General features: G+C 64.3%; 21 protein-coding genes. 9 read left to right on the top strand and 12 right to left on the bottom strand.

Annotation, left to right across the window (positions count from 1 at the left end):
* Window positions 1-126 precede the first annotated feature (126 nt).
* Window positions 127-990, top strand: coding sequence for a DNA-binding transcriptional regulator HexR (gene hexR / locus ABNP31_RS05135; protein ID WP_169774905.1), 864 nt, complete (start codon window positions 127-129; stop codon window positions 988-990).
* On the opposite strand, the gene ABNP31_RS05130 is transcribed toward hexR, so the two are convergent.
* From ABNP31_RS05130 to edd, 11 genes are all read right to left on the bottom strand, one after another.
* Complete coding sequence (locus ABNP31_RS05130) at window positions 983-1,837, bottom strand: D-hexose-6-phosphate mutarotase (RefSeq protein WP_013971129.1); 855 nt, start codon at window positions 1,835-1,837, stop codon at window positions 983-985. The two genes, hexR and ABNP31_RS05130, sit on opposite strands and share 8 nt — an antisense overlap.
* Before the next feature lie 116 nt (window positions 1,838-1,953).
* Window positions 1,954-3,246, bottom strand: coding sequence for a carbohydrate porin (locus ABNP31_RS05125; RefSeq protein ID WP_350013401.1), 1,293 nt, complete (start codon window positions 3,244-3,246; stop codon window positions 1,954-1,956).
* Window positions 3,247-3,347: 101 nt separating this feature from the next.
* On the bottom strand, window positions 3,348-4,502 hold the full coding sequence (locus ABNP31_RS05120; protein WP_025337870.1) for an ABC transporter ATP-binding protein: 1,155 nt from the start codon (window positions 4,500-4,502) through the stop codon (window positions 3,348-3,350).
* Window positions 4,503-4,505: 3 nt separating this feature from the next.
* The gene (locus ABNP31_RS05115) at window positions 4,506-5,351 is read right to left on the bottom strand and encodes a carbohydrate ABC transporter permease (RefSeq protein ID WP_075043901.1); all 846 of its coding nucleotides are present in this window, start codon (window positions 5,349-5,351) and stop codon (window positions 4,506-4,508) included.
* Window positions 5,344-6,252, bottom strand: a complete 909-nt coding sequence (locus ABNP31_RS05110; RefSeq protein WP_025337868.1) for a carbohydrate ABC transporter permease — start codon at window positions 6,250-6,252, stop codon at window positions 5,344-5,346. The genes ABNP31_RS05115 and ABNP31_RS05110 overlap by 8 nt, the downstream gene beginning before the upstream one ends.
* A 181-nt stretch (window positions 6,253-6,433) precedes the next feature.
* A complete protein-coding gene (locus ABNP31_RS05105) occupies window positions 6,434-7,720 on the bottom strand; it encodes an ABC transporter substrate-binding protein (RefSeq protein WP_238067320.1) in 1,287 nt (428 codons plus the stop codon).
* Between the two features lie 104 nt (window positions 7,721-7,824).
* On the bottom strand, window positions 7,825-9,075 hold the full coding sequence (locus tag ABNP31_RS05100) for an AGE family epimerase/isomerase (protein WP_350013056.1): 1,251 nt from the start codon (window positions 9,073-9,075) through the stop codon (window positions 7,825-7,827).
* A gap of 240 nt (window positions 9,076-9,315) precedes the next feature.
* Window positions 9,316-10,770 (bottom strand): ATP-binding protein, encoded by a 1,455-nt coding sequence (locus tag ABNP31_RS05095; protein ID WP_025337865.1) that lies wholly within the window; start codon window positions 10,768-10,770, stop codon window positions 9,316-9,318.
* A complete protein-coding gene (gltR, locus tag ABNP31_RS05090; RefSeq protein ID WP_025337864.1) occupies window positions 10,751-11,476 on the bottom strand; it encodes a two-component system response regulator GltR in 726 nt (241 codons plus the stop codon). The genes ABNP31_RS05095 and gltR overlap by 20 nt, the downstream gene beginning before the upstream one ends.
* Window positions 11,477-11,644: 168 nt before the next feature.
* Window positions 11,645-12,607, bottom strand: a complete 963-nt coding sequence (locus tag ABNP31_RS05085) for a glucokinase (RefSeq protein ID WP_350013055.1) — start codon at window positions 12,605-12,607, stop codon at window positions 11,645-11,647.
* Complete coding sequence (gene edd, locus ABNP31_RS05080; RefSeq protein WP_238067316.1) at window positions 12,604-14,430, bottom strand: phosphogluconate dehydratase; 1,827 nt, start codon at window positions 14,428-14,430, stop codon at window positions 12,604-12,606. Before edd ends, ABNP31_RS05085 begins: the two co-directional genes overlap by 4 nt.
* A 265-nt stretch (window positions 14,431-14,695) precedes the next feature.
* Here edd and gap point away from each other — a divergent pair, with 265 nt between their 5' ends.
* From gap to ABNP31_RS05050, 6 genes are all read left to right on the top strand, one after another.
* Window positions 14,696-15,697, top strand: a complete 1,002-nt coding sequence (gap, locus tag ABNP31_RS05075) for a type I glyceraldehyde-3-phosphate dehydrogenase (RefSeq protein ID WP_041506241.1) — start codon at window positions 14,696-14,698, stop codon at window positions 15,695-15,697.
* A gap of 245 nt (window positions 15,698-15,942) precedes the next feature.
* Window positions 15,943-16,455 carry an RNA polymerase sigma factor gene (locus tag ABNP31_RS05070; protein ID WP_025337861.1) on the top strand — a complete coding sequence of 171 codons (513 nt, stop codon included), beginning with the start codon at window positions 15,943-15,945 and terminating at the stop codon, window positions 16,453-16,455.
* A gap of 71 nt (window positions 16,456-16,526) precedes the next feature.
* Window positions 16,527-17,486: a FecR family protein gene (locus tag ABNP31_RS05065; protein WP_075043895.1), complete on the top strand. Its 960-nt coding sequence runs from the start codon at window positions 16,527-16,529 to the stop codon at window positions 17,484-17,486.
* A gap of 267 nt (window positions 17,487-17,753) precedes the next feature.
* Entirely contained in the window at window positions 17,754-20,357 is a 2,604-nt protein-coding gene (locus ABNP31_RS05060; RefSeq protein WP_350013054.1) for a TonB-dependent receptor, read from the top strand.
* A 221-nt stretch (window positions 20,358-20,578) separates the two neighbouring features.
* Window positions 20,579-21,172: a biliverdin-producing heme oxygenase gene (locus ABNP31_RS05055; RefSeq protein WP_025337858.1), complete on the top strand. Its 594-nt coding sequence runs from the start codon at window positions 20,579-20,581 to the stop codon at window positions 21,170-21,172.
* A 54-nt stretch (window positions 21,173-21,226) separates the two neighbouring features.
* On the top strand, window positions 21,227-21,643 hold the full coding sequence (locus ABNP31_RS05050) for a YbaN family protein (RefSeq protein WP_350013053.1): 417 nt from the start codon (window positions 21,227-21,229) through the stop codon (window positions 21,641-21,643).
* On the opposite strand, the gene arcD (ABNP31_RS05045) is transcribed toward ABNP31_RS05050, so the two are convergent.
* Window positions 21,623-23,050 carry an arginine-ornithine antiporter gene (arcD, locus tag ABNP31_RS05045; RefSeq protein WP_137163069.1) on the bottom strand — a complete coding sequence of 476 codons (1,428 nt, stop codon included), beginning with the start codon at window positions 23,048-23,050 and terminating at the stop codon, window positions 21,623-21,625. The genes ABNP31_RS05050 and arcD (ABNP31_RS05045) overlap by 21 nt on opposite strands.
* 436 nt (window positions 23,051-23,486) lie before the next feature.
* Here arcD (ABNP31_RS05045) and arcD (ABNP31_RS05040) point away from each other — a divergent pair, with 436 nt between their 5' ends.
* Window positions 23,487-24,914, top strand: a complete 1,428-nt coding sequence (gene arcD / locus ABNP31_RS05040; RefSeq protein WP_025337855.1) for an arginine-ornithine antiporter — start codon at window positions 23,487-23,489, stop codon at window positions 24,912-24,914.
* A gap of 33 nt (window positions 24,915-24,947) precedes the next feature.
* Window positions 24,948-26,201, top strand: a complete 1,254-nt coding sequence (gene arcA / locus ABNP31_RS05035) for an arginine deiminase (protein ID WP_075043890.1) — start codon at window positions 24,948-24,950, stop codon at window positions 26,199-26,201.
* Window positions 26,202-26,240 lie beyond the last annotated feature (39 nt).

Raw genomic sequence — 26,240 nt, 5'->3', positions numbered from 1 at the left:
ACACACAAGTGTTACAGACAAGTGGTACGTCAACCGCGCCGACAGTACGATAGACGACCGTGCAAAAAGCCTGCTGCTCCCACAGCCGGCTGTCTTCCCGACCCAAGGACACACCCCATGGACCGCGTGCGAAACCTCCTGGAACAGATCCAGGGCCGCCTCGACGAGCTGAACAAGGCCGAACGCAAAGTCGCCGAAGTCATCCTGCTCAACCCGCAACAAGCCACCCGTTTCAGCATCGCTGCGCTGGCCCAGGCGGCCAAGGTCAGCGAACCGACCGTCAACCGCTTCTGCCGCTCGTTCGGCGTCAGCGGCTACCCCGAGCTCAAGCTGCAGCTGGCGCAGAGCCTGGCCAGCGGCGCCGCCTACGTCAGCCGCGCGGTGGAGGCTGACGACGACCCGGCCGCCTACACCCAGAAGATCTTCGCCAGTGCCATCGCCTCGCTCGACAGCGCCTGCCAGCAGCTCGACCCGCAGCAGGTCAGCCGTGCCGTGGACATGATGATCCAGGCCCGGCAGATCCACTTCTTCGGCCTGGGAGCCTCGGCCCCGGTGGCGCTGGACGCCCAGCACAAGTTCTTCCGCTTCAACCTGGCAGTATCGGCCCACGCCGATGTGCTGATGCAGCGCATGCTGGCCTCGGTGGCACACACCGGCGACCTGTTCGTGATCATCTCCTACACCGGGCGCACCCGCGAACTGGTCGAGGTGGCCCGCCTGGCCCGGGAAAACGGCGCCTCGGTGCTGGGCCTGACCGCCGCCGGTTCGCCACTGGCCAATGCCTGCAGCCTGAGCCTGCACATTCCGCTGCCGGAAGACACCGACATCTACATGCCGATGACCTCGCGGATCATCCAGCTGACCGTGCTCGATGTGCTGGCCACCGGCATGACCCTGCGTCGCGGCGTGGACTTCCAGCCGCACCTGCGCAAGATCAAGGAAAGCCTCAACGCCAGCCGCTACCCGATCGAGGACGACGAGCTCAACTGAGCCGGTGTGCCTGCAGGCGCAGGTGGGCACGCTGCCCCGGCGCCAGGCTCAGGCCCTCGCCACTGCCGCTGGCGGCCTCGACACAGACGAAGCGCTGGCATTCACGCCCGGTCACGCCCATCAGCGGGCGGTTGCCCGGGTGCCAGACCACCGTGTCGTCGCTGTCACCGGTATCGATGCACAGCTCGCGCTGCCAGGCCGGGTCCTGCAGTTGCACCCGCGGCGTGCCGGGGTAGACCTTCTGGCAGCCGCCCTTGAGCTTAAGCGCGCCATCTTCACGGCAGGCCTGGCGGTTCAGGCGGTCGTAGCCTTCTATATCCTCCAGCCCGGACAGCGCTATCTCGGACACGTCACTGATGCGCCAGTAGGCCAGCAGGGCATGGCTCAGCTGGCAGGGTTCGCTGTCCTGGTGCTCGGTGCTCAGGCTGAGCTCCATGCGGCTACCCAGCCGGGCATGCAGGTCGACCTGCCAGTCGCACAGGTCCAGCCGCCATTTCAGGGTTACGCCCTCTTCGTCCTCGCGGCTGTCCACCAGCTTCCAGTCGAGCAGGCGCGCCCAGCCATGGGCCGGCCACAAGTCCTCGCTGGGGTGGCGGCCATACCATGGCCAGCACACCGGCACACCACCGCGGATCGCCCCCACTTGCGGCCACTGCTCGGCGCACCACAGCCAGGGCCGTTCACCCGCTGGTTGAAAATGCAGCAGTTGCGCACCCTGGCGGCTGAACACCGCCTGGCAACGGGGATGGTCGATGATCAGCACATCGCGCTGCTGGTAACGCTCCCACTCGAATGTCGGCCGGGGCCGCTGCGAGGTAAAGAAGCGATGGAGCGGATGTTCGGGCATGGTTCAGAGCTCTTGTTGTTTGAGATAGCGCTGTCTCGGCCTATCCCCGACAACCACTGAAGGCCAGTGGCTGCCGGGTACCGAAGTGGATTGGCGTAAATTTACAACAATTGCTCTCAGAATGACGACTGAATCTTCAAACCCGCGACCAGCGCGCTGTCCACCTCATCCACCCCGCCGGGGCTCTTGATGTACTGCAGGTTGGGCCGCACGGTCAGCCAGTTGGTGACGTGGAAGCCGTAGTAGAGCTCGGCGTTGTACTCGGTACGCTGCAGCGGCACGAAGCCTGGGTTGTCGTAATCGCTGATGCCGCTCTGGGCGTTGAGCAGTTCGGCGCGCTTCTTCACGTCGTCATTCACATGAATGCGCGCCACGCCGAAGCCGATATCGTCCTTGGGCCGGGCGTCGAATGCGCCTTTGTAGACCAGCCCCAGCTGCTGGTAGTTGTCGACCACGTTGGTGGCCTGGTCGTGCACGGTGAAGTTGGCGAACAGGCTCAGGCCACGGTTGACGTCGCCACCATGGGCGGTGACCTGCTGCTGCGCCACCACCCACCAGCCATGCTTGCTGGAGTGCGACTTGAAGGCTTCGCCCGTCAGCGCCTGCGGGTTGCCGTTGACGTCATCGAACACATCGTCGGCCTTGGCCGTGCTGTAGTAGTAACCCAGGCGGTACTCGCCCGGCAGGCCATTGACCTTGGGTGACCACACCGCTTCCACCGGCAGGATCGCGCCCTTGGTGCCGCTGCCGCTGAGCTTGAAGCCGTTGCCGGTTTCCAGGTTGGAAGGGTTCTGCTCGAAGGCGCCGACCTGGACGAAGAATTCCGGGGTGATGTTGTATTTCACCCGCAGCGCCCACTGGCTGACCGGCCAGTTGTACCAGATGCCGCCGACCCAGTTGCCCACCTGCGAGCCGCAGAAGGCCAGGTTCTGGAAGTCGCAGGGGAAGCTGTTGAAGTCCTCGCCCTCGCCGAAGCGGCCAAATTTGACGTCCAGTGCGCCGTCGAAGTACTTCTGCTTGACCCACATCTGGGTCAGGCGCCAGGTCTGGCCGCGGCCCCACACTTCCTGCACCGAGCTGAACTGCCCGGCGCGCGGATCGCTGATGCGGTCGTTGGACAGATTGCGGCCGCTGCGCTCGGTGATCGCCAGTTTGAACTCGGCATCGTGCCAGCCAAAGATTTTCTGCAGGTCCAGGTGCGCGCCCAGGGCGAACTGGTCGCTATAGCGCGCGGTCTTGTCGTCGTTGTAGCCGCCGTGCAGGTTACCGGCAACCTCACCGACATAATCGAGAGTGAAGTCATAGCCCTTTTCCAGCAGCTCGGTGCGGGTGCCGCCCCAGTCGCCGGTCATCCACTTCGATTCGCTGGAAAAAGCCTCGGCAGCCTGCGCGCCGCTGCCAGCGGCCATCGCCAGCGGTGCGAGCAAGGCGAGCGAACCTAATGTCCTGATGCGTTTGCGCTGTTCCATCCCTTTGCGTCCTCTTTGTTCTTATTGACGGTGTAGACGAGTTATCGGCCTTTGAAGTGCGCCACATTGTCTTTCATGGTTGCGGCAGTAGTGGCCAGGTGCAGACGCTCGCCGCTGGCGGCGTCGAACAGCAGCACCCGGGCCGGGTCGAATTGCAGGTTCAGGCTGTCGCCGACCCGGCACGGCACATCCGGCGCCAGGCGGCAGCAGACCTTGGTCTGGTTGAGGGTGACGAACACCAGCAGGTCTGGCCCGGTGGGCTCGGTCACCTGCACCTCGGCGCGAATGCCGGGCAGGCCATTGCCCTCGGCTGCACCCAGGGCAATCTGCTCGGGGCGGATGCCCAGGATGATTTCGCGGCCCTCCAGCTCGTCTGCAGCCACCCCCAGAGGCAGTTCGCAACGCGCCTGGCCGCTGTCGAGCACGGCCAGCAGGCGCCCGTCCTGTTGCGTGAGGCGCACCGGGATGAAGTTCATCGGCGGAGAACCGATGAAGCTGGCGACGAACTGGTTGGCCGGATCGTTGTAGATCTGCTGCGGGGTGCCGAACTGCTGGATGATGCCGTCCTTCATCACCGCCACCTTGTCGCCCAGGGTCATGGCCTCGATCTGGTCATGGGTGACGTACACGGTGGTGGTCTTCAGGCGCTGGTGCATCAGTTTCATTTCGGTACGCATTTCGACGCGCAGCTTGGCATCGAGGTTGGACAGCGGTTCATCGAACAGGTAGATCTTCGGCCGCCGCGCCAGCGCCCGGCCCATGGCCACGCGCTGCTGCTGGCCACCGGACAGCTGCGCCGGCTTGCGCGCCAGCAGGTGCTCGATCTGCAACAGCTTGGCCACCCGCGCCACTTCCTCGTCGATGGCGGCCTGGGGCAGCTTGCGGATCTTCAGGCCGAACTCGATGTTCTCGCGCACGCTCATGGTCGGGTACAGCGCGTAGGACTGGAACACCATGGCGATGTCGCGGTCCTTGGGGCTCATGCCGCTGACGTCCTGCTGGTCGATGAGTATCGCGCCGCCGGTGATCTGCTCCAGCCCGGCGATGCAGTTCATCAAGGTCGACTTGCCGCAACCCGACGGGCCGACCAGGATCAGGAACTCGCCATCCTTGATCGACAGCTGGATGTCCTTGAGGGTGTCCGGCAGGCCGCTGCCGTAGGTCTTGTTCACATTGCGAAGTTCGAGCGTTGCCATGACTTACCCCTTTACCGCGCCAGCAGTCAGCCCGCGGACGAAATATTTGCCTGCCACCACGTAGACCAGCAGGGTTGGCAGGCCGGCGATCATCGCCGCCGCCATGTCGACGTTGTATTCCTTGGCCCCGGTACTGGTGTTGACCAGGTTGTTCAGGGCCACGGTAATCGGTTGCGAATCGCCGCTGGAGAACACCACGCCGAACAGGAAGTCGTTCCAGATCTGGGTGAACTGCCAGATCAGGCAGACCATGATGATCGGCGTGGACATCGGCAGGATGATGCGGCGGAAGATGGTGAAGAACCCGGCACCGTCCAGGCGCGCAGCCTTGACCAGCGCATCGGGGATGCTCACGTAGAAGTTGCGGAAGAACAGCGTGGTGAAGGCCAGGCCGTAGACCACGTGCACCAGGACCAGGCCGGTGGTGGTGCTGGCCAGGCCGAGCTTGCCGAGGGTGAACGAGGCCGGCAGCAACACGGTCTGGAACGGCAGGAAGCAGCCGAACAGCAGCAGGCCGAAGAACAGCTGCGAACCGCGGAAGCGCCACATCGACAGCACATAGCCGTTCAGCGCGCCGATGGCGGTGGAGATGAGCACCGCTGGCACGGTGATCATGATCGAGTTCCAGAAGTAACCGCTGACCGTGCTCCAGGCCTTAACCCAGCCGATGCCGGTAATTGCCACCGGCCAGCTCAGCAGGTTGCCGGTGCTGATGTCGTCCGGGGTCTTGAAGCTGGTCAGCAGCATCACCACCAGCGGCACCAGGTACAGCAGCACCGCCAGCAACAGCACTGCGTGGATGGCGATGCGGCTCGGGCTAAGCACCGCTTTGTCGAGAGGGCTATGCATGGCGTTTGCTCCGCAGCTCCGAGTACAGGTAAGGCACGAGGATCGCCAGGATCGCCCCGAGCATCAGGATGGCGCTGGCCGAGCCCATGCCCATCTGGCCGCGGCTGAAGGTGAACGAATACATGAACATCGCCGGCAGGTCGGACGAGTAGCCAGGGCCGCCGGCAGTCATCGCCGCCACCAGATCGAAGCTCTTGATGGCAATGTGCGCGAGGATCATCAGCGAGCTGAAGAACACCGGGCGCAGGCTGGGCAGTACCACGCGCCAGTAGATGCGCGGCAGGCTGGCGCCATCGATCTGCGCGGCACGGATGATCGACGGGTCGACGCCACGCAGGCCGGCGAGGAACATTGCCATGATGAAGCCCGAGGCCTGCCACACGGCGGCGATCACCAGGCAGTACACCACCCGGTCGGGATCGATCAGCCAGTCCAGGCGAAAGCCCTCCCAGCCCCAGTCACGCAGCAGCTTGTCCAGGCCCATGCCGGGGTTGAGCAGCCACTTCCAGGCGGTGCCGGTGACGATCATCGACAGCGCCATGGGGTACAGGTAGATGGTGCGGATGAAACCTTCGCGACGGATGCGCTGGTCCAGCAAGACCGCCAGCACTACGCCGATGACCAGGCTGATGGCGATGAACAGGCCGCCGAACAGCAGCAGGTTCTTGCTTGCCACCCACCAGCGGTCGTTGTCGAACAGCCGGGCATACTGCGCCAGGCCGGCCCATTTGTAGGTCGGCAGGAAGGTCGAGGTGGTGAAGGACAGGACGAAGGTCCAGAGGATGTAGCCGTAGAAGCCCACCAGGACGATGAACATGCTCGGCGCCAGCACCAGCTTGGGCAGCCAGCGCTGTAGCGCGTCCAGGGGTGAGGCCCGCAGTTGGGCGGTTGCTGTGGTCATGGTTCACCTCAAAGGCGCCGCACTCCCCTGTAGGAGCGGCCTTGTGTCGCGATGGGCTGCGCAGCAGCCCCAAAGGACTCAAGGTCGATTACCTACCTTAAAGATCGAGTGCGCAGGTTATGGGGCTGCTGCGCAGCCCATCGCGACACAAGGCCGCTCCTACAACGGAATCGCGTCAGCTTTACTGGGCAGCCTTGATCGCCGCCGCCAGCTTCTTCGCCGCATCGGCCGGGTCGGCCTTGGGGTCGTTGATGTAGTTGGTCACCACATCGAAGAACGCGCCTTGCACGGCCAGCGTGGTGGCCATGTTGTGCGCCATGCTCGGCTGCAGGCCGCCATTTTTGGCATCGGCCAGGAAGTCTTTGGCGGAGGTTTGCGCGCAGGCGTCGAAGCCATACTTGCCCATGTCGGCCAGCATGTCGTTGCGCACCGGGATCGACCCCTTGTTGCTGCTGAAGACCTTCTGGAAGTCCTCGCCCAGCACCTTGCGGGCAATATCCTGCTGGCCGGCAGACGTGCCGGCGTCGTTCTGCTTGAACACCACCAGCGAGTCGATGTTGTACAGGAACGCCTTGTCGGTGCCGGGGAATGGCACGCACTGATAGTCCTTGCCGGCGGTTTTCTTCGCCAGGGTCCATTCGCTCTTGGCCCAGTCGCCCATGATCTGCATGCCGGCCTTGCCGTTGATGACCTTGGCCGCTTCCAGGTTCCAGTCCTGGCCTTTGCCGTCCGGGTCCATGTAGGTGGCGACCTTCTTCAGTTCGGTCAGCGCCTTGACCATCTGCGGGCCGGTCAGGGCCGCGCTGTCGAGGTCGACCAGAGCCTTCTTGTAGCCATCGGCCCCCATCACCGCCAGTACCACGCTTTCGAACACGGTGCTGTCCTGCCACGGCTGGCCGCCATGGGCGAGCGGGATGAAGCCGGCGGCCTTGAGCTTGTCGGCGGCGGCGTAGAATTCGTCGAGGGTGGCTGGCGCCTTGTCGATGCCGGCCTTCTTGAAGACGTCGGGGTTGATCCACAGCCAGTTGATGCGGTGGATGTTCACCGGCACGGCGACATAGTCACCGTCGTACTTCACGGTATCCGCGACCTTCTTGTCGAGCAGGGAGTCCCACTTTTCGTCCTTGGCCACGCCCTTGAGCACATCGGCGTCGAGCAGGCCGGTGGCTGCCCAGTCCTGGATGTCCGGGCCCTTGATCTGCGCGACACCCGGCGGGTTGCCGGCCACGGCGCGGCTCTTGAGCACGGTCATGGCGGTGGCACCACCGCCACCGGCGACAGCGCCGTCCTTCCAGGTGAAGCCATCTTTTTCGACCTGGGCCTTGAGCACATCGACCGCCGCTTTTTCACCACCGGAGGTCCACCAGTGCACCACCTCGACACTGCCTTTGGCATCGGCAGCCAAGGCACTCAGCGGGAACAAGGAGGCCAGTGAGATTGCGGCAGCGAGACGGAGCGTGGAATTCATCGAAGCACCTTTCTTGTTGTTATGCCGTGCAAGTCGATCGCTTGCGTTGCATGAAGTCTAAACAGCGTGCTCGCCTCGCCAGGTAACGAAGCGATGCGTGAATGTCATCGTTTGGTTACATTGCCGGCCAAGCTGCTGGCCAGGCTGGGTGCCAGTGGCAAGCCTGGCAGCAGCAGCGCCTGGTAGGCATGGTAGAGGTCGGGCTTGCCTGGCCAGATGGTCGCGGCCGGCTGGTTGTGCGCATCGAGTTCGTGGTGCCAGCTGCCAGCGCCATGGTCAACGAAATGGTTGGCGATGAAGTCCCAGCAACGGCGGTACCACTGCTCGTAGTGCGCCTCGCCCGTGCGCTGCAACAGGGCCGCGGCGGCGGCGCAGGCTTCGGCATGCACCCAGTGCAGGCGTGCGCGCACCACCGGGCGATCGTCCCAGTCCAGGGTGTAGACGAAACCGGGCGCGCCATCGACGTTCCAGGCCTGCTGGCAGGCTGTATCGAATAATGCGCGGGCACAGTCTGGCAGCCACTGCGGGGCATGCAGGCCGGCCCGTTCCAGGCTGGCTTCAAGATGCAGCAGTAACCGCGCCCACTCCAGGGCATGCCCGGGCGTGGAACCATAAGGCCGGAAGTGGTCGGCCGGGTGCGCCTGGTTGTAGTGCGGCAGTGGCTGCCAGAGGGCGTCGAAATGCTCGATGACCCGGTAGCCGTTGGCAGCGGCATGGGTATGGATGATGCGTTCGGCGATGCGCAAGGCGCGTTGCAGCCACAGGCTGTCGCCAGTGACGTCTGCCAGGGCCAGGAAGGCCTCGACCGCATGCATGTTGCTGTTGGCGCCACGGTACTGCTCGGGCAACTGCCAGGCGCGGGAGAAGGCTTCCCGCAGGGCACCCTCCTCTTCGCTCCAGAAATGCGCTTCGAGCACCTGCACCGCGTCTGCCAGCAGGGCTGGTGCACCGCCAGCACCTGCCATCACCGCCGAGCTGGCGGCCAGGGCGACAAAGGCATGCAGGTAAGCCGCCTTGCCGCTGTCGTCATGGCCACCGGGGTGGGCGAACCAGCCGCCGTAGGTGGCATCCTGCAGCGCGCCACGCAGGGCGGCCACACCGTGTTCGGCATATGCCAGGTAGCCGGGCACGCCCTGCAGGTCGGCCAGGGCGAAACAGTGGGTCATGCGGGCGGTGATCAGGGTTTCGGCGCGGGCACCGGGGGCAAGCAGGCCTGCGGCGTCGAGGCTGCCGAAGCCATCGGGCAGTTTCGAAGCCGTGGCGAAGGCCAGCAGGCGTTGCCCTTCTGCCATGCGCCAGGCGTTGTGCGCCGGGGCGTCGAGCCAGCGGGTGGAAGGCAGGTTGGAGGTGCTCATGGGCCAGCTTGATCCTTGCCAGTCGTCTGCGAATTCTAGTGAGCGGGCCTGGATGGGAATGTCACCAAGGAGGGTGGATTTGTCACCAGCCAGTGACATTTGTGTTGCCCGTACCGGCCTCTTCGCGGGTAAACCCGCTCCTACAGGTTTTTGCGTCAGCCTCGGAGTCTGTATCGACCTGTGAGGTCTTTGTGGGAGCGGGTTTACCCGCGAAGAGGCCGGTACAGGCAATACAACCCTTCAGTCCATGCCCCGCGGCAGATACAAGGTCACCCGCAACCCGCCCTCACGCAGGTTCAGCAAGCTCACCTCCCCGCCATGGCTATGGGCAATGTTGCGCGCAATCCCCAACCCCAGCCCGTACCCCTGCTGCTGCCCGGCCAGACGGAAGTGCGGCTCGAACACCTGTTCCAGTTGCTGCTGCGGCACCCCCGGCCCCTGGTCATCCACCTGCAGCACAAACCCCTCGGCACTGTCGATGATGCGCAGCCGCGCCCGTTCGCCGTACTTGATGGCGTTGTCGATCAGGTTGCCGATGCAGCGCCGCAATGCCAGCGGCTTGCCCGGGTAAGGCGCCAGCGCCCGGCCTTCGAGCGTGATGCGGCCATCGCCCAGGTAAGGCTCGGCCAGGATTTCCAGCACCTGGTTGAGGTCTACCGGCTCGATGTTCTCGTGGATGTCGGTGTCCTTCACGCACTGCAACGCGCCTTTGACCAGCAGCTCCAGCTCGTCCAGGTCCTGGCTGAACTTGGCCTGCAGGCGCTCGTCCTCCAGCAGCTCGACGCGTAGGCGCAAGCGGGTGATCGGCGTGCGCAGGTCGTGGGAAATGGCGCTGAACAGCTGGCTGCGCTCGGTCAGGTAGCGGCTGATGCGCTCGCGCATGCTGTTGAACGCACGCCCCACTTCGACCACCTCGCTGCCACCACCTTCGGCCACCGGCGCCACATCGGCGCCCAGCGACATCTCCCGCGCAGCCCGGGCCAGGCGCTTGAGCGGCCAGCTTTGCCAGTGCACCAGCAAGCCGATGAACAACAGCAGCAAGGCCGTGGTCAGCACGATGAAGCCTATCTGCTGACGCGGCAGGCGCTCGGCCTCCAGGCTGGTGTAGGGCTCGGGCAGCAGCGAGGCGATGTACAGCCACTCACCCTCGCCCAGGCGGATCTGGGTGACCAGCACCGGCGGGTTGAGTGGCTCCAGGGTCAGCGAGTAATGCGCCCAGGAGCGTGGCAGTTCGTCGAGCTTCAGGCCGCTGTTGAAGATACGCAGGTCGTCCGGCCCGACGAACTCCACGGAAATTTCCATCTGCGAACCCAGGCGCTCATGCAGCACTTGCTGGAACACATCGATAACCGCCTGCTTGCGCGGGGTAACGGGCAGTAGCGGCATGTCCAGCGGCTTGGCGTTGAGCGACACGAAAAAGCGCGTACCGCCCATGCTGCGCAGCTGGTCGAGGACCATCGGCCGGTAGGCCACCGGCAACGAACGGAAGTAGCTGACACTGGCACTCATCGAATGAGCCAGGCTGCTGGCGCTGGCACGCAGGCCCTGCAACTGGCTGGCGCGCAATTGGGCAACCCAGATGATGCTCGACAACCCCTGGGCCAGCAGCACTACCAGCAGGGTCAGCAGCAGCATGCGCCCCAGTAGCGAGCGCGGCAGCAGTCGCCAGCGCCGCTCAGGGCGCATTGCAGACATGGGCAGCCAACAGGTAGCCGCTGCCGCGTACGGTGCGGATCAGCCGAGGTGGTTTGTCGGTATCGCGCAGGCGCTGGCGCAGGCGGCTGACCGCCATGTCGACGATGCGGTCCAGCGGCATCGGCTCGCGGCCACGGGTGGCGTTGCCGATGGTGTCGCGGTCGAGGATCTGCTGTGGGTGGTCGAGGAACAGCTTGAGCAGGGCGAAGTCGGCGCCGGAGAGAATCACCTCCTCACCGTCGCGATGGAACAGCCGGTGGCTGACCGTGTCCAGGCGCCAGTCGTCGAAGGCCAGCACCGCACTGCCCGGCGCCGCCTGACCGAACTCGGCGCGGCGCAGCAGGGCCTTGATCCGCGCTTGCAGTTCGCGGGGGCTGAACGGTTTGCCCAGGTAGTCGTCGGCGCCCAGCTCCAGGCCGATGACCCGGTCGGTTTCGTCGGAGCTGGCGGTGAGCATGATGATCGGTACCCGTGCCTGGCGCGGGTGCTGGCGTACCCAGCGGCACAGGCTGAAGCCGTCTTCGTCGGGCAGCATGACATCGAGGATGACCAGGTCGCAGGGGGTGGACTCCAGCGCGCGGCGAAAGCCCTTGCCGTCGGCTTCGGCATGCACCTGGAAGCCGGAGCGGCTCAGGTAGGTTTGCAGCAGTTCGCGGATTTCCTGGTCGTCGTCGACCATCAGGATCGATTTGCCGGCAGTGCTCAAGGTGGTCCTTCCTCTTGTTGATTGCAGGTCTTTTTGCCTGCTGTCGGGTGTTGCCTTCGGGGGCTGCCTTGCAGCCCATCGCGACACAAGGCCGCTCCTACAGAATGGCGCGGCCCCGTGTAGGAGCGGCCTTGTGTCGCGATGGGCCGCACAGCGGCCCCCTGCTACCTATCGGTTATCCAGCGCCTGCTGCAAGGCCACCCCGGCACCCAGCAACCCGGAAAACTCCGCCGTCACTAGCCAAACCGGTACGCCATCGAAATAGCCACTCATGCATCCCTTGTCGGAGAAACTGGCGGCAAACCCGCTGCGCACGAACAGCTCGGCAAAGCGCGGGATCACGCCGCCGACAATATAGACCCCTCCCCGCGCGCCCAGCGTCAGAACATTGTTACCAGCGACTCGGCCGAGGAACCGGCAGAACTGCTCGATCACCGCCAGCGCCCGCGGCTCGCCGCCGAGCGCGGCATCGGTGATCTGTGCCGGGGTCTTGTGTCGGGGTGTGTCGCCGTCCAGCGCGCAGATTGCCTGGTACAGGCGCAGCAGGCCACCGCCACTGAGCACGGTTTCGGCGCTGACGTGGCCGATCTGAGCGTGAATCTGTTGGTGAATCGCCGCTTCGCGGGCATTGCCCACCGGCAGGTCGACGTGCCCGCCCTCCCCCGGCAGGGCATGCCAGTGCTGTTCGCCCAGGCGCAGCAGCGCGCCCACGCCCAGCCCGGTACCAGGGCCGATGACCAGGGCCGGCCGCGACAGGTCTGCCTGGCCTGGGCACACTTCGCGGAACTCGCCAGGGCGCAGACGGGTCATGCCCAGCGCCATGGCGGTAAAATCGTTGATCAGCAGCAGCCGCTCGACCTGCAATGTCTGGCAGAAGGCCACGCGGCTGAGGCGCCAATGGTTGTTGGTGAAGCGGAACTCATCGCCATCGACCGGCCCGGCCACCGCCAGGCAGGCAGCAGTCACGCCGCCGCGGGTAATGCCCAAGCCTTCAAGGTAAGCCTCGATGGCCTGTTCCGGGCTGGTGTAGTCCTCGGTGGCGAAGACCTTCACTTCGTGCAGCTGGTTGTCACGCCACAACGCAAAACGGGCATTGGTGCCGCCGATGTCGCCAACCAGCAGGTCCTTCATTTGAGGTTCTCCAGGGCCGAGGTGAACGCACTGGCGCCCTGCTCTGCCGGGCTGAACGCCACGCGCATGAAGCCGAACAGCTCGCGCCCGCAGCCCAGGTCGTTGCCCTGTGGCGCTGGCGGCAGGTCGCGGCTGGCCAGTTCTTCGGCCGACACCATTACCCGCAGCGTGCCTTCGACACCATCGACCCGCACCATATCACCATCGCGCACCCGTGCCAGCGGGCCGCCGTCATAAGCCTCGGGGCAAACGTGAATGGCCGCCGGGATCTTGCCCGAGGCACCGGACATGCGCCCGTCGGTCACCAGCGCCACCTTGAAGCCACGGTCCTGCAGCACGCCGAGGAACGGTGTGAGCTTGTGCAGCTCGGGCATGCCGTTGCAGCGCGGGCCCTGGAAGCGCACCACGGCGACGAAGTCACGCTCCAGCTCGCCGGCCTTGAACGCATCGGCCAGCGACTGCTGGTCGTGGAACACCCGCGCCGGGGCCTCGACCACCTGGTGCTCGGGGGCAACAGCGGACACCTTCATCACGCCGCGGCCAAGGTTGCCCTCCATCACCCGCAGGCCGCCTTCGGCCGAGAACGGCCGCGCCACCGGGCGCAGGATGCTTTCGTCCAGGCTGTGCTGCGGCCCTTCGCGCCACACCAGCTTGCCGTTGTCGAGGAACGGCTCCTGGGTGTAGCGGCGCAGGCCATGGCCGGCCACGGTGTTGACGTCTTCGTGCAGCAGCCCGGCATCGAGCAGCTCGCGGATCAGGAAGGCCATGCCGCCCGCGGCCTGGAAGTGGTTGATGTCGGCCTTGCCGTTGGGGTAGACGTGGGACAGGGTCGGTACTACCTCGGACAGGTCGGCCATGTCCTGCCAGGTCAGCTGGATACCCGCGGCCTGGGCAATCGCCGGGATGTGCAGGGTGTGGTTGGTCGAGCCACCGGTGGCGTGCAGGGCGACGATGGAGTTGACCAGCGCCTTCTCGTCGACGATTTCACCCAGCGGCATGAAGTTGCCGCTGGCCTTGGTCATGCGCGTGACCTGCTGCGCGGCCTCGGCGGTGAGCGCGTCGCGCAGCGGTGTGTACGGGTTGACGAACGAGGCGCCCGGCAGGTGCAGGCCCATCACTTCCATCACCAGCTGGTTGGTGTTGGCAGTGCCGTAGAAGGTACAGGTGCCAGGGCTGTGGTAGGACTTCATCTCCGATTCCAGCAGCTCTTCGCGGCTGGCCTTGCCTTCGGCATAGCGCTGGCGCACGTCGGCCTTCTGCTTGTTGGAAATGCCGGAGACCATCGGCCCGCCCGGAACGAAGATGGTCGGCAGGTGGCCGAAGCGCAGCGCCCCCATCATCAGGCCGGGGACGATCTTGTCGCAGATGCCCAGCATCAGCGCGGCGTCGAACATGTTGTGCGACAGGGCCACGGCGGTGGACATGGCGATCACTTCGCGGCTGGCGATGGCCAGCTCCATGCCTGGCTCGCCCTGAGTCACGCCATCGCACATGGCCGGCACGCCACCGGCGAACTGGCCGACCGAGCCGACCTCGCGCAGGGCCTGCTTGATCTGCTCGGGGAAGTGCTGGTACGGCTGGTGCGCCGAAAGCATGTCGTTGTAGGCCGAGACGATGGCCACGTTGGCCGCGTTCATCAGGCGCAGGGTCTGTTTGTCGTCGCTGCCGCAACCGGCCACGCCATGGGCGAAGTTGGCGCACTGCAGGCTGGCACGCATGGGGCCGTCACTGGCCGCGCCGCGAATCAGTTGCAGGTAGCGTTCGCGGGTGGCACGGCTACGTTCGACCAGCCGCTGGGTGACCTCAAGGATGCGCGGATGCATGTACTGGACTCCAGGCTAATTGTAAGGGCGGTTTACCGGGCATTTCCCCTCCAAACGATTGCGGCCTAGGCTCAAGGTAGAGGAGCCCGCTGCATCGGTGGAGGCACGTCGCCCAACCACTCGTTGTATGTTTAAACAAAATACTGCCACTAAAAAGGCTTGTTTTCTATCGGCAGGTGAATAATCTTGTAATTCCAACAACAAAACCGTTTCAGTGAAGCTCCTTTGTGCCACAGGTTTCACTCGGACTGCCAGAGGTACTGCCATGACTCTACGCATCGCCATCAATGGATTCGGCCGCATCGGGCGCAACGTCCTGCGCGCACTGTATACCCAAGGCTACCGCCAGGACCTGCAGGTCGTCGCCATCAACGACCTGGGCGACAGCGCCATGAATGCCCACCTGCTCAAGTACGACAGCGTGCACGGCACCTTCGACGCCAGCGTCGAGGCCGACCACGAAAGCCTCACGGTCAATGGTGACCGTATCGCGGTCAGCGCCATCCGCAACCCGGCCGAACTGCCCTGGAAGGCCGAGGCGATCGACGTGGTGTTCGAATGCACCGGGCTGTTCACCGAGCGCGCCAAGGCCGCCGCACACCTGGCTGCGGGAGCTGGCAAGGTGATTGTCTCGGCACCGGCCAAAGGCGCCGATGCCACCGTGGTGTACGGGGTCAACCATGACATCCTGCGGGCCTCGCACCAGATCATTTCCAATGCCTCCTGCACCACCAACTGCCTGGCACCGATTGCCCAGGTGTTGCACCGCGAGTTCGGCATCGAACAGGGCCTGATGACCACCATCCATGCCTATACCAACGACCAGGTGCTGACAGATGTGTACCACGGCGACCCGTACCGTGCGCGCTCGGCGACCCAGTCGATGATCCCGAGCAAGACCGGCGCTGCCGAGGCCGTTGGCCTGGTGCTGCCGGAGCTGGCCGGCAAGCTTACCGGCATGGCGGTACGGGTGCCGGTGATCAACGTGTCGCTGGTGGACCTCACCGTCAACCTCAAGCGCGAGGCCACGGCCGAGCAGGTCAACCAGTTGTTCCTCGAGGCCAGCAAGCATTCCAGGGTATTGGGCTACAACGCCTTGCCGCTGGTTTCCTGCGACTTCAACCACAACCCGCTGTCGTCGATCTTCGATGCCAACCATACCCGGGCCAACGGGCGCATGCTCAAGGTGCTGGCCTGGTATGACAACGAGTGGGGGTTCTCCAACCGCATGCTGGATAACTGTCTGGCGTTGTGCCGCGCCCGCTGAGCTTCGGCACGCTCCCTGTAGGAGCGGCCTTGTGTCGCGATGGGCTGCGCAGCAGCCCCCTGCAATCTGTGCCACGGCCAAAATCCTGGGGCTGCTGCGCAGCCCATCGCGACACAAGGCCGCTCCTACATGGGACCGCGCAAGGCTGGGACTCACAATCTTTACCTTTTCCTAACATTTCCAGGCTTGACCTTCGATATGGATGATAAGCATTATCATTAACCTTTCGTCGGCCAGGTCCCCCAGTGAGTCAGTCCCGGTTCAACTCTGTCTTCCTCGTCCAGCGCCTTACACTGCTGCGCACCTTGCAGCGCATGGTGGGCAACCCCAACACGGCCGAGGACCTGCTGCAGGAAACCTACCTGCGGGTGTCCCGCGCCCTCGGTGAGCGGCCCATCGAACACATCGAACCGTTCGTGTTCCAGACCGCACGCAACCTGGCCCTCGACCACCTGCGCGCACGCAGGGTGCAATCGCGCATGCTGGTCGACGACGTGCCCGACGAGGTCCTGCACAGCGTGGCCGCGCCGGCCACCAGCAGCGAGGATGCGGCCCATGCCGAGCAGTTGCTCAAGCACCTGAGCATCAGCCTCAACCAGTTGAGCGAACGCCAGCAGCGCATCTTCATCCTCAGCCGCCTGCATGGCGCCACCTACCTGGAAATCGCCGAACAACTGAATGTTTCGCCCAGCACGGTACAGAAGGAACTGAAACTGATCATGGCGATCTGCATGGGTGTCGCCGACCGCCTCAAGTGAGGCAACGCAAAGCCCTTGCCACGCCCCGCCTCAGCCTTGATCATTCGCAAAAAACCATTCAAGGATTCACCGTGACCGACAGCCCCCCTCGCCCGTCACCCGCCGGGCCCAGCGCCCGTGCTCGTGCCATGGACGAGGCGCTGGACTGGCTGGTGCGCCTGCAATGCGCCGACGCCGAGGACACCCAGGCCTTCGAAGCCTGGCTGAGCGCAGCGCCGGAAAATGCCGAGGCCTATGTCGAGGCAGAAGCCCTGTGGAACGGCGCACCGCTGCACCAGGTGGCCGTGCAGATGCATCAGCAACAGCGCCGCTCGTGGCGCGGGCGCCTGCGCAGCCACTGGAAACCCCTGGCCACGGCGGCGCTGCTGCTGGTCGGGCTGTTCACCCTCGGCAACCTGCCCATGCGCCTGCAGGCCGACCACCTGACGGTGGTGGGCGAGCGCCAGCGCCTGCAGCTGGAAGACGGCGCGAAAGTGCTGCTCAACACCAATTCGGCATTTGCCAGCGAGCAGCGTGACGGCCGCCAGATCGCCCGCCTGCTACAAGGCGAGGCCTATTTCCAAGTCCCCGAGGGCGCGCTGCTGCCACTGGAAGTGCAGGCCGGGCCATTGCGCGCGCAGGTGCGCGACACCGACTTTGCCGTGCGCTACCTCGACGGCGAGGCACAGGTGCGGGTGCAGCGCGGCGATGTCGACCTGCAGGGGGGCCGCGACCAGCGCATCCGCCTGAGTGCCGGCGACAGCATCAGCGTCGGCCCCCAGGGGTTCGGCCAGCGCCAGCGCCCCGACATGCACAAGGACCTGGCCTGGGTCGACGGCCGCCTGGTGTTCGAGAACTGCCCGCTGAGCCAGGTGCTGGCCGAGGTGCAGCGCTACTACCCGGGCTGGATCATCAACCGCAACGCGCAGCTGGAAGACATGGCGGTCACCGGCAACTACCGCCTCGACCAGCCGCTGGAAACCCTGCGCGCGCTGGCCCACATCACCTCGGCACAGCTGCATGAGTTCCCGGCACTGGTCATCCTGAACTGATCCGCAAATCTGAAACCCGACACGGTCCCTGTGGGAGCGGGCGTGCCCGCGAACACGGGCAACGCCCGTGCCATCCACCGCGGTGCCTGTTTCGCGGGCATGCCCGCTCCCACAGAAATCGCGATACCGATCGCCAGACCGCAATCCAACTTTTTTTACGCAGTCGCGCTACCCCGCCCGTCTCGTTATAGCCAATGCAACTGATTCTCGTTTGAAAACGAGGACAGCCATCACCTATAACAGTCCGCGCGTCAGGGAGCGCTTCCGATGTCCACAGGTCCTACCCGCCCCTCCACTCTTCCTCGCCATGGAGGGCAACTGCCCCTCCTGAGCCTTTCCCTACTGAGCCTCGCCCTGCTCGCCAGCGGCGCCATCAGCCTGCCGGCACTGGCCGCCGAGCCGGCACAGGCCAGCAGCCCGCGCATGGGCGACTACCGCTTCAGCATCGGCCAGCAGCCGCTGGTTTCGGCCATCAATGCTTTCAGCCAGGTCACCGGCTGGCAGGTCGGCTTCAGCGCCGAACTGGCCGACGGCGTGGCATCGCCAGGGGTGCAGGGTTCGCTGCCGCCGGAAGCCGCACTCAAGCGCCTGCTGCACGGCACCGGCCTGGGCTTTCGCAAGATCAGCAACGGCAATGTGGTGCTCGAACGCCAGGCCAGCGCCAATGTGATTGCCCTGCAGCAGGTGACCGTCAGCGCCACCCGCAGCGCCCAGGACGTCAGCCAGGTGCCGAGCACCGTCAGCGTGCAGACCCGCGAGCAACTGGACCGGCAGAACGTCAACAACATCCAGGACCTGGTGCGCTACGAACCGGGCGTGTCGGTAGCCGGCACCGGCCAGCGCAGCGGCCTGAACGGCTACAACATCCGTGGCATCGACGGCGAGCGCATCCTCACCCAGGTCGATGGGGTGTCGATCCCCGACAGCTTCTTCTTCGGCCCCTACGCCCAGACCCAGCGCAACTACGTGGACCCGGAGATCGTCAAGCGTGTGGAAATCCTCCGCGGCCCGGCTTCGGTGCTGTACGGCAGCAACGCCATCGGCGGCGCGGTGAGCTACTTCACCCTCGACCCGGACGACATCATCAAGCCCGGCAAGGACGCAGGCGCCCGCCTGAAGACCGGCTACAGCTCGGCCGACGAAAGCTGGCTGACCTCCGCCACCGTCGCCGGCCGCCAGGGCGACTTCGACGGCCTGTTGCACCTGAGCCAGCGCAACGGCCACGAAACCGAGACCCACGGCGGCCACAGCGGTGACGGCCTGGCCCGTACCGAAGCCAACCCGATGGACGTGCGCACCACAAACGTGCTGGCCAAGCTGGGCTGGAACTACGCCGACGACGCGCGCCTGGGTTTCACCTACGAACGCTACAAGGATGACCGCGACCAGAACATCCTCAGTGCGGTGGGCGGGCCGTTCATTCCTGGCTTTGGTGCCTCGGGTTACTACAAGGCGCGCAATGGCAACGACACCATCACCCGCGAACGCTTTGGCATCAACCATGAGTTCGGCCTGGATTCGCTGGTGGCCGACCATGTGAAGTGGAGCCTGAACTATCAGATCGCCAAGACCGACCAGCACACCGAAGAAGTCTACGCACCACCTGGCCGTCAGGTGCTGCGTACCCGCGACACCACCTACAAGGACCGCCAGTGGGTATTCGACGCCCAGCTGGACAAGGCCTTCAGCCTCGGCGCCACCGACCACCTGCTGACCTACGGCACCACCCTCAAGCACGAGAAGGTCACCGGTTCGCGCAGCGGCACTGGCACCTGCCTGGCCGTTGGTTCAGGTTGTTCTGCCGCTGGCGCCGAGCGCCCGGCAGACGGCCAGGCCCTGGTCAGCGACTTCCCGGACCCGACCGTGAACACCTACAGCTTGTTCGTGCAGGATGAAATCCGCTGGAACAACTGGACCTTCATGCCTGGTGCTCGTTACGACTACACGCGCATGGAGCCCAGGTTCACCGAGGAATTCCTGCGTGGCCTGGAGTCCAGCGGTACCGCACCCACCTCCCAGGACGACTCGGACAAGAAGTGGCATCGCGTCTCGCCCAAGTTAGGCCTGACCTACGCCTTCAACGACAACTACACTTGGTATGGCCAGTACGCCGAAGGTTTCCGCACCCCGACTGCCAAATCCATGTACGGGAAATTTGAGAACATCGAGCAAGGCTACCGCGTCGAAGGCAACCCGGGCCTGGAACCGGAAAAAAGCAAAAGCTATGAAACCGGCCTGCGTGGCAACTTCGACGCCGGCAACTTCGACGTGGCTGTGTTCTACAACAAGTACCGCGACTTCATCGACGAAGACGCCGTACAAAGCGCCAACCTGGAGCAGACTTTCCAGGCCAACAACATCAAGCACGCCACCATCAAGGGTGCCGAGGTCAAGGGCCGCCTGAACCTCGACCACTTCGGTGCGCCGCAGGGCCTGTATACCCAAGGCTCGATCGCCTACACCTATGGCCGCAACGATGACACCGGCGAGCCACTGAACAGCGTCAACCCGCTCAAGGGCGTGTTTGGCCTGGGTTACGAACAACAGCACTACGGCGGCCTGCTGAGCTGGACACTGGTCAAGCGCAAGACCCGCGTCGACGACAGCACCTTCTACTCGCCCGACGGCTCGAGTTCCAAGTTCCGTACCCCCGGCTATGGGGTGCTGGACCTGACCGGTTACTACAAGATCACCGACGACGTGACCATCAACGCCGGCCTGTACAACCTCACCGACAAGAAGTACTGGCAGTGGGATTCGGTACGCAGCTACGACGGCCAGGGTGAAGCGGCCGTGACCCAGCCGGCCAACATCGACCGCCTGACCATGCCGGGGCGCAACTTCGGCATCAATGTGGTTTGGGATATCTGACCTGGATTATCGCTGACAGGTTTGTTTCGTCAGTGACGGCCTCTTCGCGGGTAAACCCGCTCCCACAGGTATTGCGCAGACCTCGGGGCTGTAATGTCCCTGTGGGAGCGGGTTTACCCGCGAAGAGGCCAGCACTACCAGCACAAATACCAGCTTTTTTTACTGTCCCACCCCCGCTGTTTCGTCTTGTCTCTAGACGCCCCTTTTCCAAGGACTGCCCCATGACCGACCGCCCAGCCCTGCGCTCTCAGCGCCTCAACCAGATCACCCACGCCCCCCACGCCGAACTGGATGCCCTGGTCAAAGCCCACGCGCCCTTCGACAGCCGCGAAAGCTTCGCCCGCTTCGTGGTCGCCCAGTACCTGTTCCAGGCCGAGCTGCAGGCCCTGTACAACGACCCGCAACTGATCGCCATCGTCCCCGACCTGGCGGAGCGCTGCCGCGCCGAACAGGCCCGCCTGGACCTCGCCGACCTCGACACAGAGGTACCGCCAGCCGTGCCGGGAGCCCTGCGCAACCCGAGCCTGGGCGAGGCAATGGGCTGGATCTTCGTCTCCGAAGGCTCCAAACTGGGCGCTGCGTTTCTGATCAAGCGTGCCGTGGCCCTGGAACTGTCCGACAGCTTCGGTGCCCGACACCTGGGCGAACCGGCCGGAGGCCGTGCCGAAGGCTGGAAGCAGTTCACCCGCATTCTTGATGGCCTGGCCCTGTCGGCCGAAGAGGAAGCCGCTGCCGAACGCGGCGCAGTTGCTGCCTTCGAGCGCTTCACCGAGCTGCTCAAGCACGCCTACGCCGCGGATGCCGCGCTGGTTTGACACGCCGTACCCGGCCACCCTACCGGTGGCCGAACCGTTTTATGCAGTGAGACCATGACCCGACCCGCCCGCTCGAAATTCGCCCGCCTGCTGTATGCGCTCCTGGCTTACGTGAGCCTGGGCGTGGGCCTGGTCGCGATCGTCATTCCCGGCCTGCCGACTACCGAATTCATCCTGCTGGCCGCCTGGGCGGCCACGCGCAGTTCGCCGCGCTTGTCTGCCTGGCTGGAAAACCACCGGCTGTTCGGGCCAATCCTGTACAACTGGCGCAATGGCAAGGTGATCCAGCGCCGGGCCAAGGTCAGCGCGACCCTCAGCATGCTGCTGTGCGCGGGCCTGATGCTGACGTTCCTGGAACACCGCTGGCCGGTGTTCCTGGCCATTGCCGGCATGACCCTGGGCAACCTGTGGATCTGGTCCCGCCCCGAGCACACCCCCTGCCCTGCCCCGTCACAAGCTCAGCAGCCCTGAGTACAGGGCATAGGCCGCCAGCGCGGCACCTGCCAGCACGGCGGCGAAGATCAGCTTTTCCCAGGTGGTGAACAAGGTTTTTCCCTGCTCATGCTTGGCCCTGGCGAACAGGATCACGCCCGGCGCGTACAGCAGCGCCGACAGCAACAGGTACTTGAGCCCGCCGGCGTACAACAGCCACACGGCATACACCAGGGCAACCAGCGCCACCAGCAGGTCCTTGCGGCGCAGGGCCGGCTGCCCGTCGTAGGTTTCTGCACGCACCGCCAGCAGCACGGCGTAGGCCGCCGACCACAGGTATGGCACCAGAATCATCGACGAGGCCAGGTAGATCAGGCTGGTATAGGTACCGGCGGAAAACAGCGTGATCAGCAGGAAGCCCTGGATCATGCAGTTGGTCAGCCACAGGGCGTTGGCCGGCACATGGTTGGCGTTTTCCTTGGCCAGGAAGCGCGGCATGGTCTTGTCCCGCGCCGTGGCAAAGAGGATCTCGGCGCACAGCAACGCCCACGACAGCAGCGCGCCAAGCAGCGAAATCGCCAGGCCGATACTGATCAGCAAGGCGCCCCAGGGCCCGACGATATGCTCCAGCACCGAGGCCAGTGACGGGTTCTGCAACCCGGCCAGTTCCGGCTGGGTCATCACACCCAGCGACAGCACGTTGACCAGCACCAGCAGCGCCAGTACTCCCAGGAAACCGATCACCGTGGCCTTGCCCACATCCGAGCGGCGCTGGGCGCGCCCGGAATACACACTGGCGCCCTCGATGCCGATGAACACGAACACGGTGACCAACATCATGTTGCGCACCTGCTCCAGCACGCTGCCGAACTGCGGGTTGCTCAGGCCCCAGATGTCACGGGTGAAGATATCGGCGCGGAAGGCGAACGCGGCGATCACCACGAAAATCAGCAACGGCACCACCTTGGCCACGGTGGTCACCTGGTTGATGAACGCCGCTTCCTTGATACCGCGCAGCACCAGGAAATGCACCGCCCACAGCAGCAGTGAGGCGCAACCGATGGCAATTGGCGTGTTGCCCTCACCGAACACAGGGAAATAAAAGCCCAGGGTGCTGAACAGCAGCACGAAGTAGCCGACGTTGCCCAGCCAGGCACTGATCCAGTAGCCCCAGGCCGAGGAAAAGCCCATGTACTCGCCAAAGCCGGCCTTGGCGTAGGCGTACACCCCCGAGTCCAGCTCTGGCTTGCGGTTGGCGAGGGTCTGGAACACGAACGCCAGGGCCAGCATGCCGACCGCGGTGATCCCCCAGCCGATCAGCACCGCCCCCACATCGGCACGCGCCGCCATGTTCTGCGGCAGCGAGAAGATCCCGCCACCAATCATCGAGCCGACCACCAACGCGATCAGCGCGCCCAGGCGCAGCTTCTGTCCCGGTTCGCTCATGAGCCTTCCTTTTTTTTGCGCGCTGTCATGGGCTTGAAACAGCCATGCGGGCCATATAGATGGTGTTACTTATAATGATCCTGATCAATCAAGCTATAGCACTAATAACTGCTTTGTCTATGTCACCCTTCGAGTAAAAACTAGCAGCTCCCGAGCAACTAGAAAAGAATCCGATAAAACTCGAAATTCTTGTGAAAAATTTGCGAAAGCGGCAAAAGCGGCTAGCTTCAAGCATCGCAGGCTGAACAGAGCGTTTGCTCTAGAAGGACATGGAGGTGCCAGCGTGCAAGCCCTGCAGCATAAGTTGTCGGCACTCTCCAGGAGCTTCGTGAAGGAATTTTCCTACTTCACGTCGCCATGAACTGACCCAAGTCAGCGAATGGCAGCGGCGTCGGATTTACTCTGTCGTCAACTTTCTCCTGGCAGGAGTTGTTAAATGTCTGATACATCCGGAAAACTAAAGCTCGGCGCGTTAGTTGCACTTGTGGTCGGTTCGATGATTGGTGGCGGGATCTTCTCGCTGCCGCAAAACATGGCTGCCAGCGCAGGGGTTGGCGCTGTGCTGATCGGCTGGGCGATCACCGCGGTCGGCATGCTGACCCTGGCGTTCGTGTTCCAGACCCTGGCCAACCGCAAGCCTGACCTGGATGGCGGGGTGTATGCCTACGCCAAGGCCGGTTTCGGCGACTACATGGGCTTCTCCTCGGCCTGGGGCTACTGGATCAGTGCCTGGCTGGGCAACGTCGGCTACTTCGTGCTGCTGTTCAGCACCCTGGGCTACTTCTTCCCGATCTTCGGCGAAGGCAACACCCCGGCCGCCATCATCGGCGCGTCGGTGCTGCTGTGGGCCGTGCACTTCCTGGTACTGCGCGGTATCAAGGAAGCGGCGTTCATCAACCTGGTCACCACCGTGGCCAAGGTGGTGCCACTGCTGCTGTTCGCCCTGATCTGCCTGTTCGCCTTCAAGCTCGACATCTTCACCGCCGACATCTGGGCCTTGGGCACACCAGAGCTTGGCAGCGTGATGAACCAGGTGCGCAACATGATGCTGGTCACCGTGTGGGTGTTCATCGGCATCGAGGGTGCGAGCATCTTCTCGTCGCGGGCGGAAAAACGCTCTGACGTGGGCAAGGCCACGGTCATCGGCTTCGTCACCGTGCTGCTGTTCCTGGTGCTCGTCAACGTACTGTCGCTGGGCATCATGACCCAACCGGAACTGGCCAAGCTGCAGAACCCGTCGATGGCTGCCGTGCTGGAGCATGTGGTCGGCCACTGGGGCGCGGTGCTGATCAGCGTCGGCCTGATCATCTCGCTGCTCGGGGCCCTGCTGTCGTGGGTGCTGCTGTGCGCCGAGATCATGTTCGCCGCCGCCAAGGACCACACCATGCCGGAGTTCCTGCGCCGCGAGAACGCCAACCAGGTACCGGCCAACGCCCTGTGGCTGACCAACGCCATGGTGCAGATCTTCCTGGTGATCACGCTGTTCTCCAACAGCACCTACCTGTCGCTGATCTACCTGGCCACATCGATGATCCTGGTGCCCTACCTGTGGTCGGCAGCCTATGCCGTGCTGCTGGCAGTGCGTAGCGAAACCTACGAGCAGGCCCTGGCCGAACGGCAGAAGGACCTGGTGATCGGTGGTATCGCCCTGTTGTACGCCGTCTGGCTGCTGTACGCCGGTGGCGTGAAATACCTGCTGCTCTCGGCCCTGCTCTACGCACCTGGCGCAATCCTGTTCGCCAAGGCCAAGCGTGAGGTTGGCCAACCTGTCTTCACCAACGTGGAAAAACTGATCTTCGCAGCCGTGGTCATCGGCGCCTTGGTGGCAGCCTTTGGCCTGTACGACGGCTTCCTGACTCTTTGACCCACGTCTTCGTTCAACTGGAGGAATGAAATCATGTCCGCTGAAAAACAGAAGTACGGTGTCCACTCCGAAGCCGGCAAACTGCGCAAGGTCATGGTTTGCTCGCCGGGCCTGGCGCACAAGCGCCTGACGCCGAGCAACTGTGACGAGCTGCTGTTCGACGACGTGATCTGGGTCGACCAGGCCAAGCGAGACCATTTCGACTTTGTCACCAAGATGCGCGAACGTGGCGTGGATGTGCTGGAGATGCACAACCTGCTGACCGACATCGTCCAGCAACCCGAAGCACTGAAGTGGATCCTCGATCGCAAGATCACCCCCGATACCGTCGGCGTGGGCCTGACCAATGAAGTGCGCAGCTGGCTCGAAGGCCTCGAGCCCCGCCACCTGGCCGAGTTCCTGATCGGCGGCGTCGCCGGGCAGGACCTGCCGCAGAGCGAAGGTGCCGAGGTGGTCAAGATGTACAACGACTACCTGGGCCACTCCAGCTTCATCCTGCCACCGCTGCCCAACACCCAGTTCACCCGCGACACCACCTGCTGGATCTACGGCGGCGTCACGCTCAACCCGATGTACTGGCCGGCGCGACGCCAGGAAACCCTGCTGACTACCGCCATCTACAAGTTCCACCCACAGTTCACCAACGCCGACTTCCAGGTGTGGTATGGCGACCCGGACAAGGAACATGGCCAGTCCACCCTCGAGGGCGGCGATGTCATGCCGATCGGCAAGGGCATCGTGCTGATCGGCATGGGCGAGCGTACCTCGCGCCAGGCTATCGGCCAGCTCGCGCAGAACCTGTTCGCCAAGGGCGCCGTCAAGGAAGTGATCGTCGCAGGCCTGCCGAAATCGCGCGCCGCCATGCACCTGGATACCGTGTTCAGCTTCTGCGACCGCGACTTGGTCACGGTCTTCCCGGAAGTGGTGAAAGAGATCGTGCCGTTCATCATCCGTCCGGACGAAAGCAAGCCTTACGGCATGGACGTGCGCCGCATCAACAAGTCGTTCATCGAAGTGGTGGGCGAGCAGCTTGGGGTCAAGCTGCGCGTGGTGGAGACCGGTGGCAACAGCTTCGCCGCCGAGCGCGAACAGTGGGATGACGGCAACAACGTGGTGGCCATCGAGCCGGGCGTGGTCATCGGCTACGACCGCAACACCTACACCAATACCCTGCTGCGCAAGGCCGGGATCGAAGTCATCACCATCAGCGCCGGCGAACTGGGCCGGGGCCGTGGCGGCGGCCACTGCATGACCTGCCCGATCGTGCGCGACCCGATCGACTACTAACGACCATTACCCCCGGCCGCCCTCACAAAGCGGCGGCCG

The sequence above is a fragment of the Pseudomonas asiatica genome (assembly GCF_040214835.1).
Classification (GTDB): domain Bacteria; phylum Pseudomonadota; class Gammaproteobacteria; order Pseudomonadales; family Pseudomonadaceae; genus Aquipseudomonas; species Aquipseudomonas putida_Z.
The sequence above is the reverse complement of the archived record's forward strand: the minus strand, read 5'-3'. Positions and strand labels throughout refer to the sequence as shown.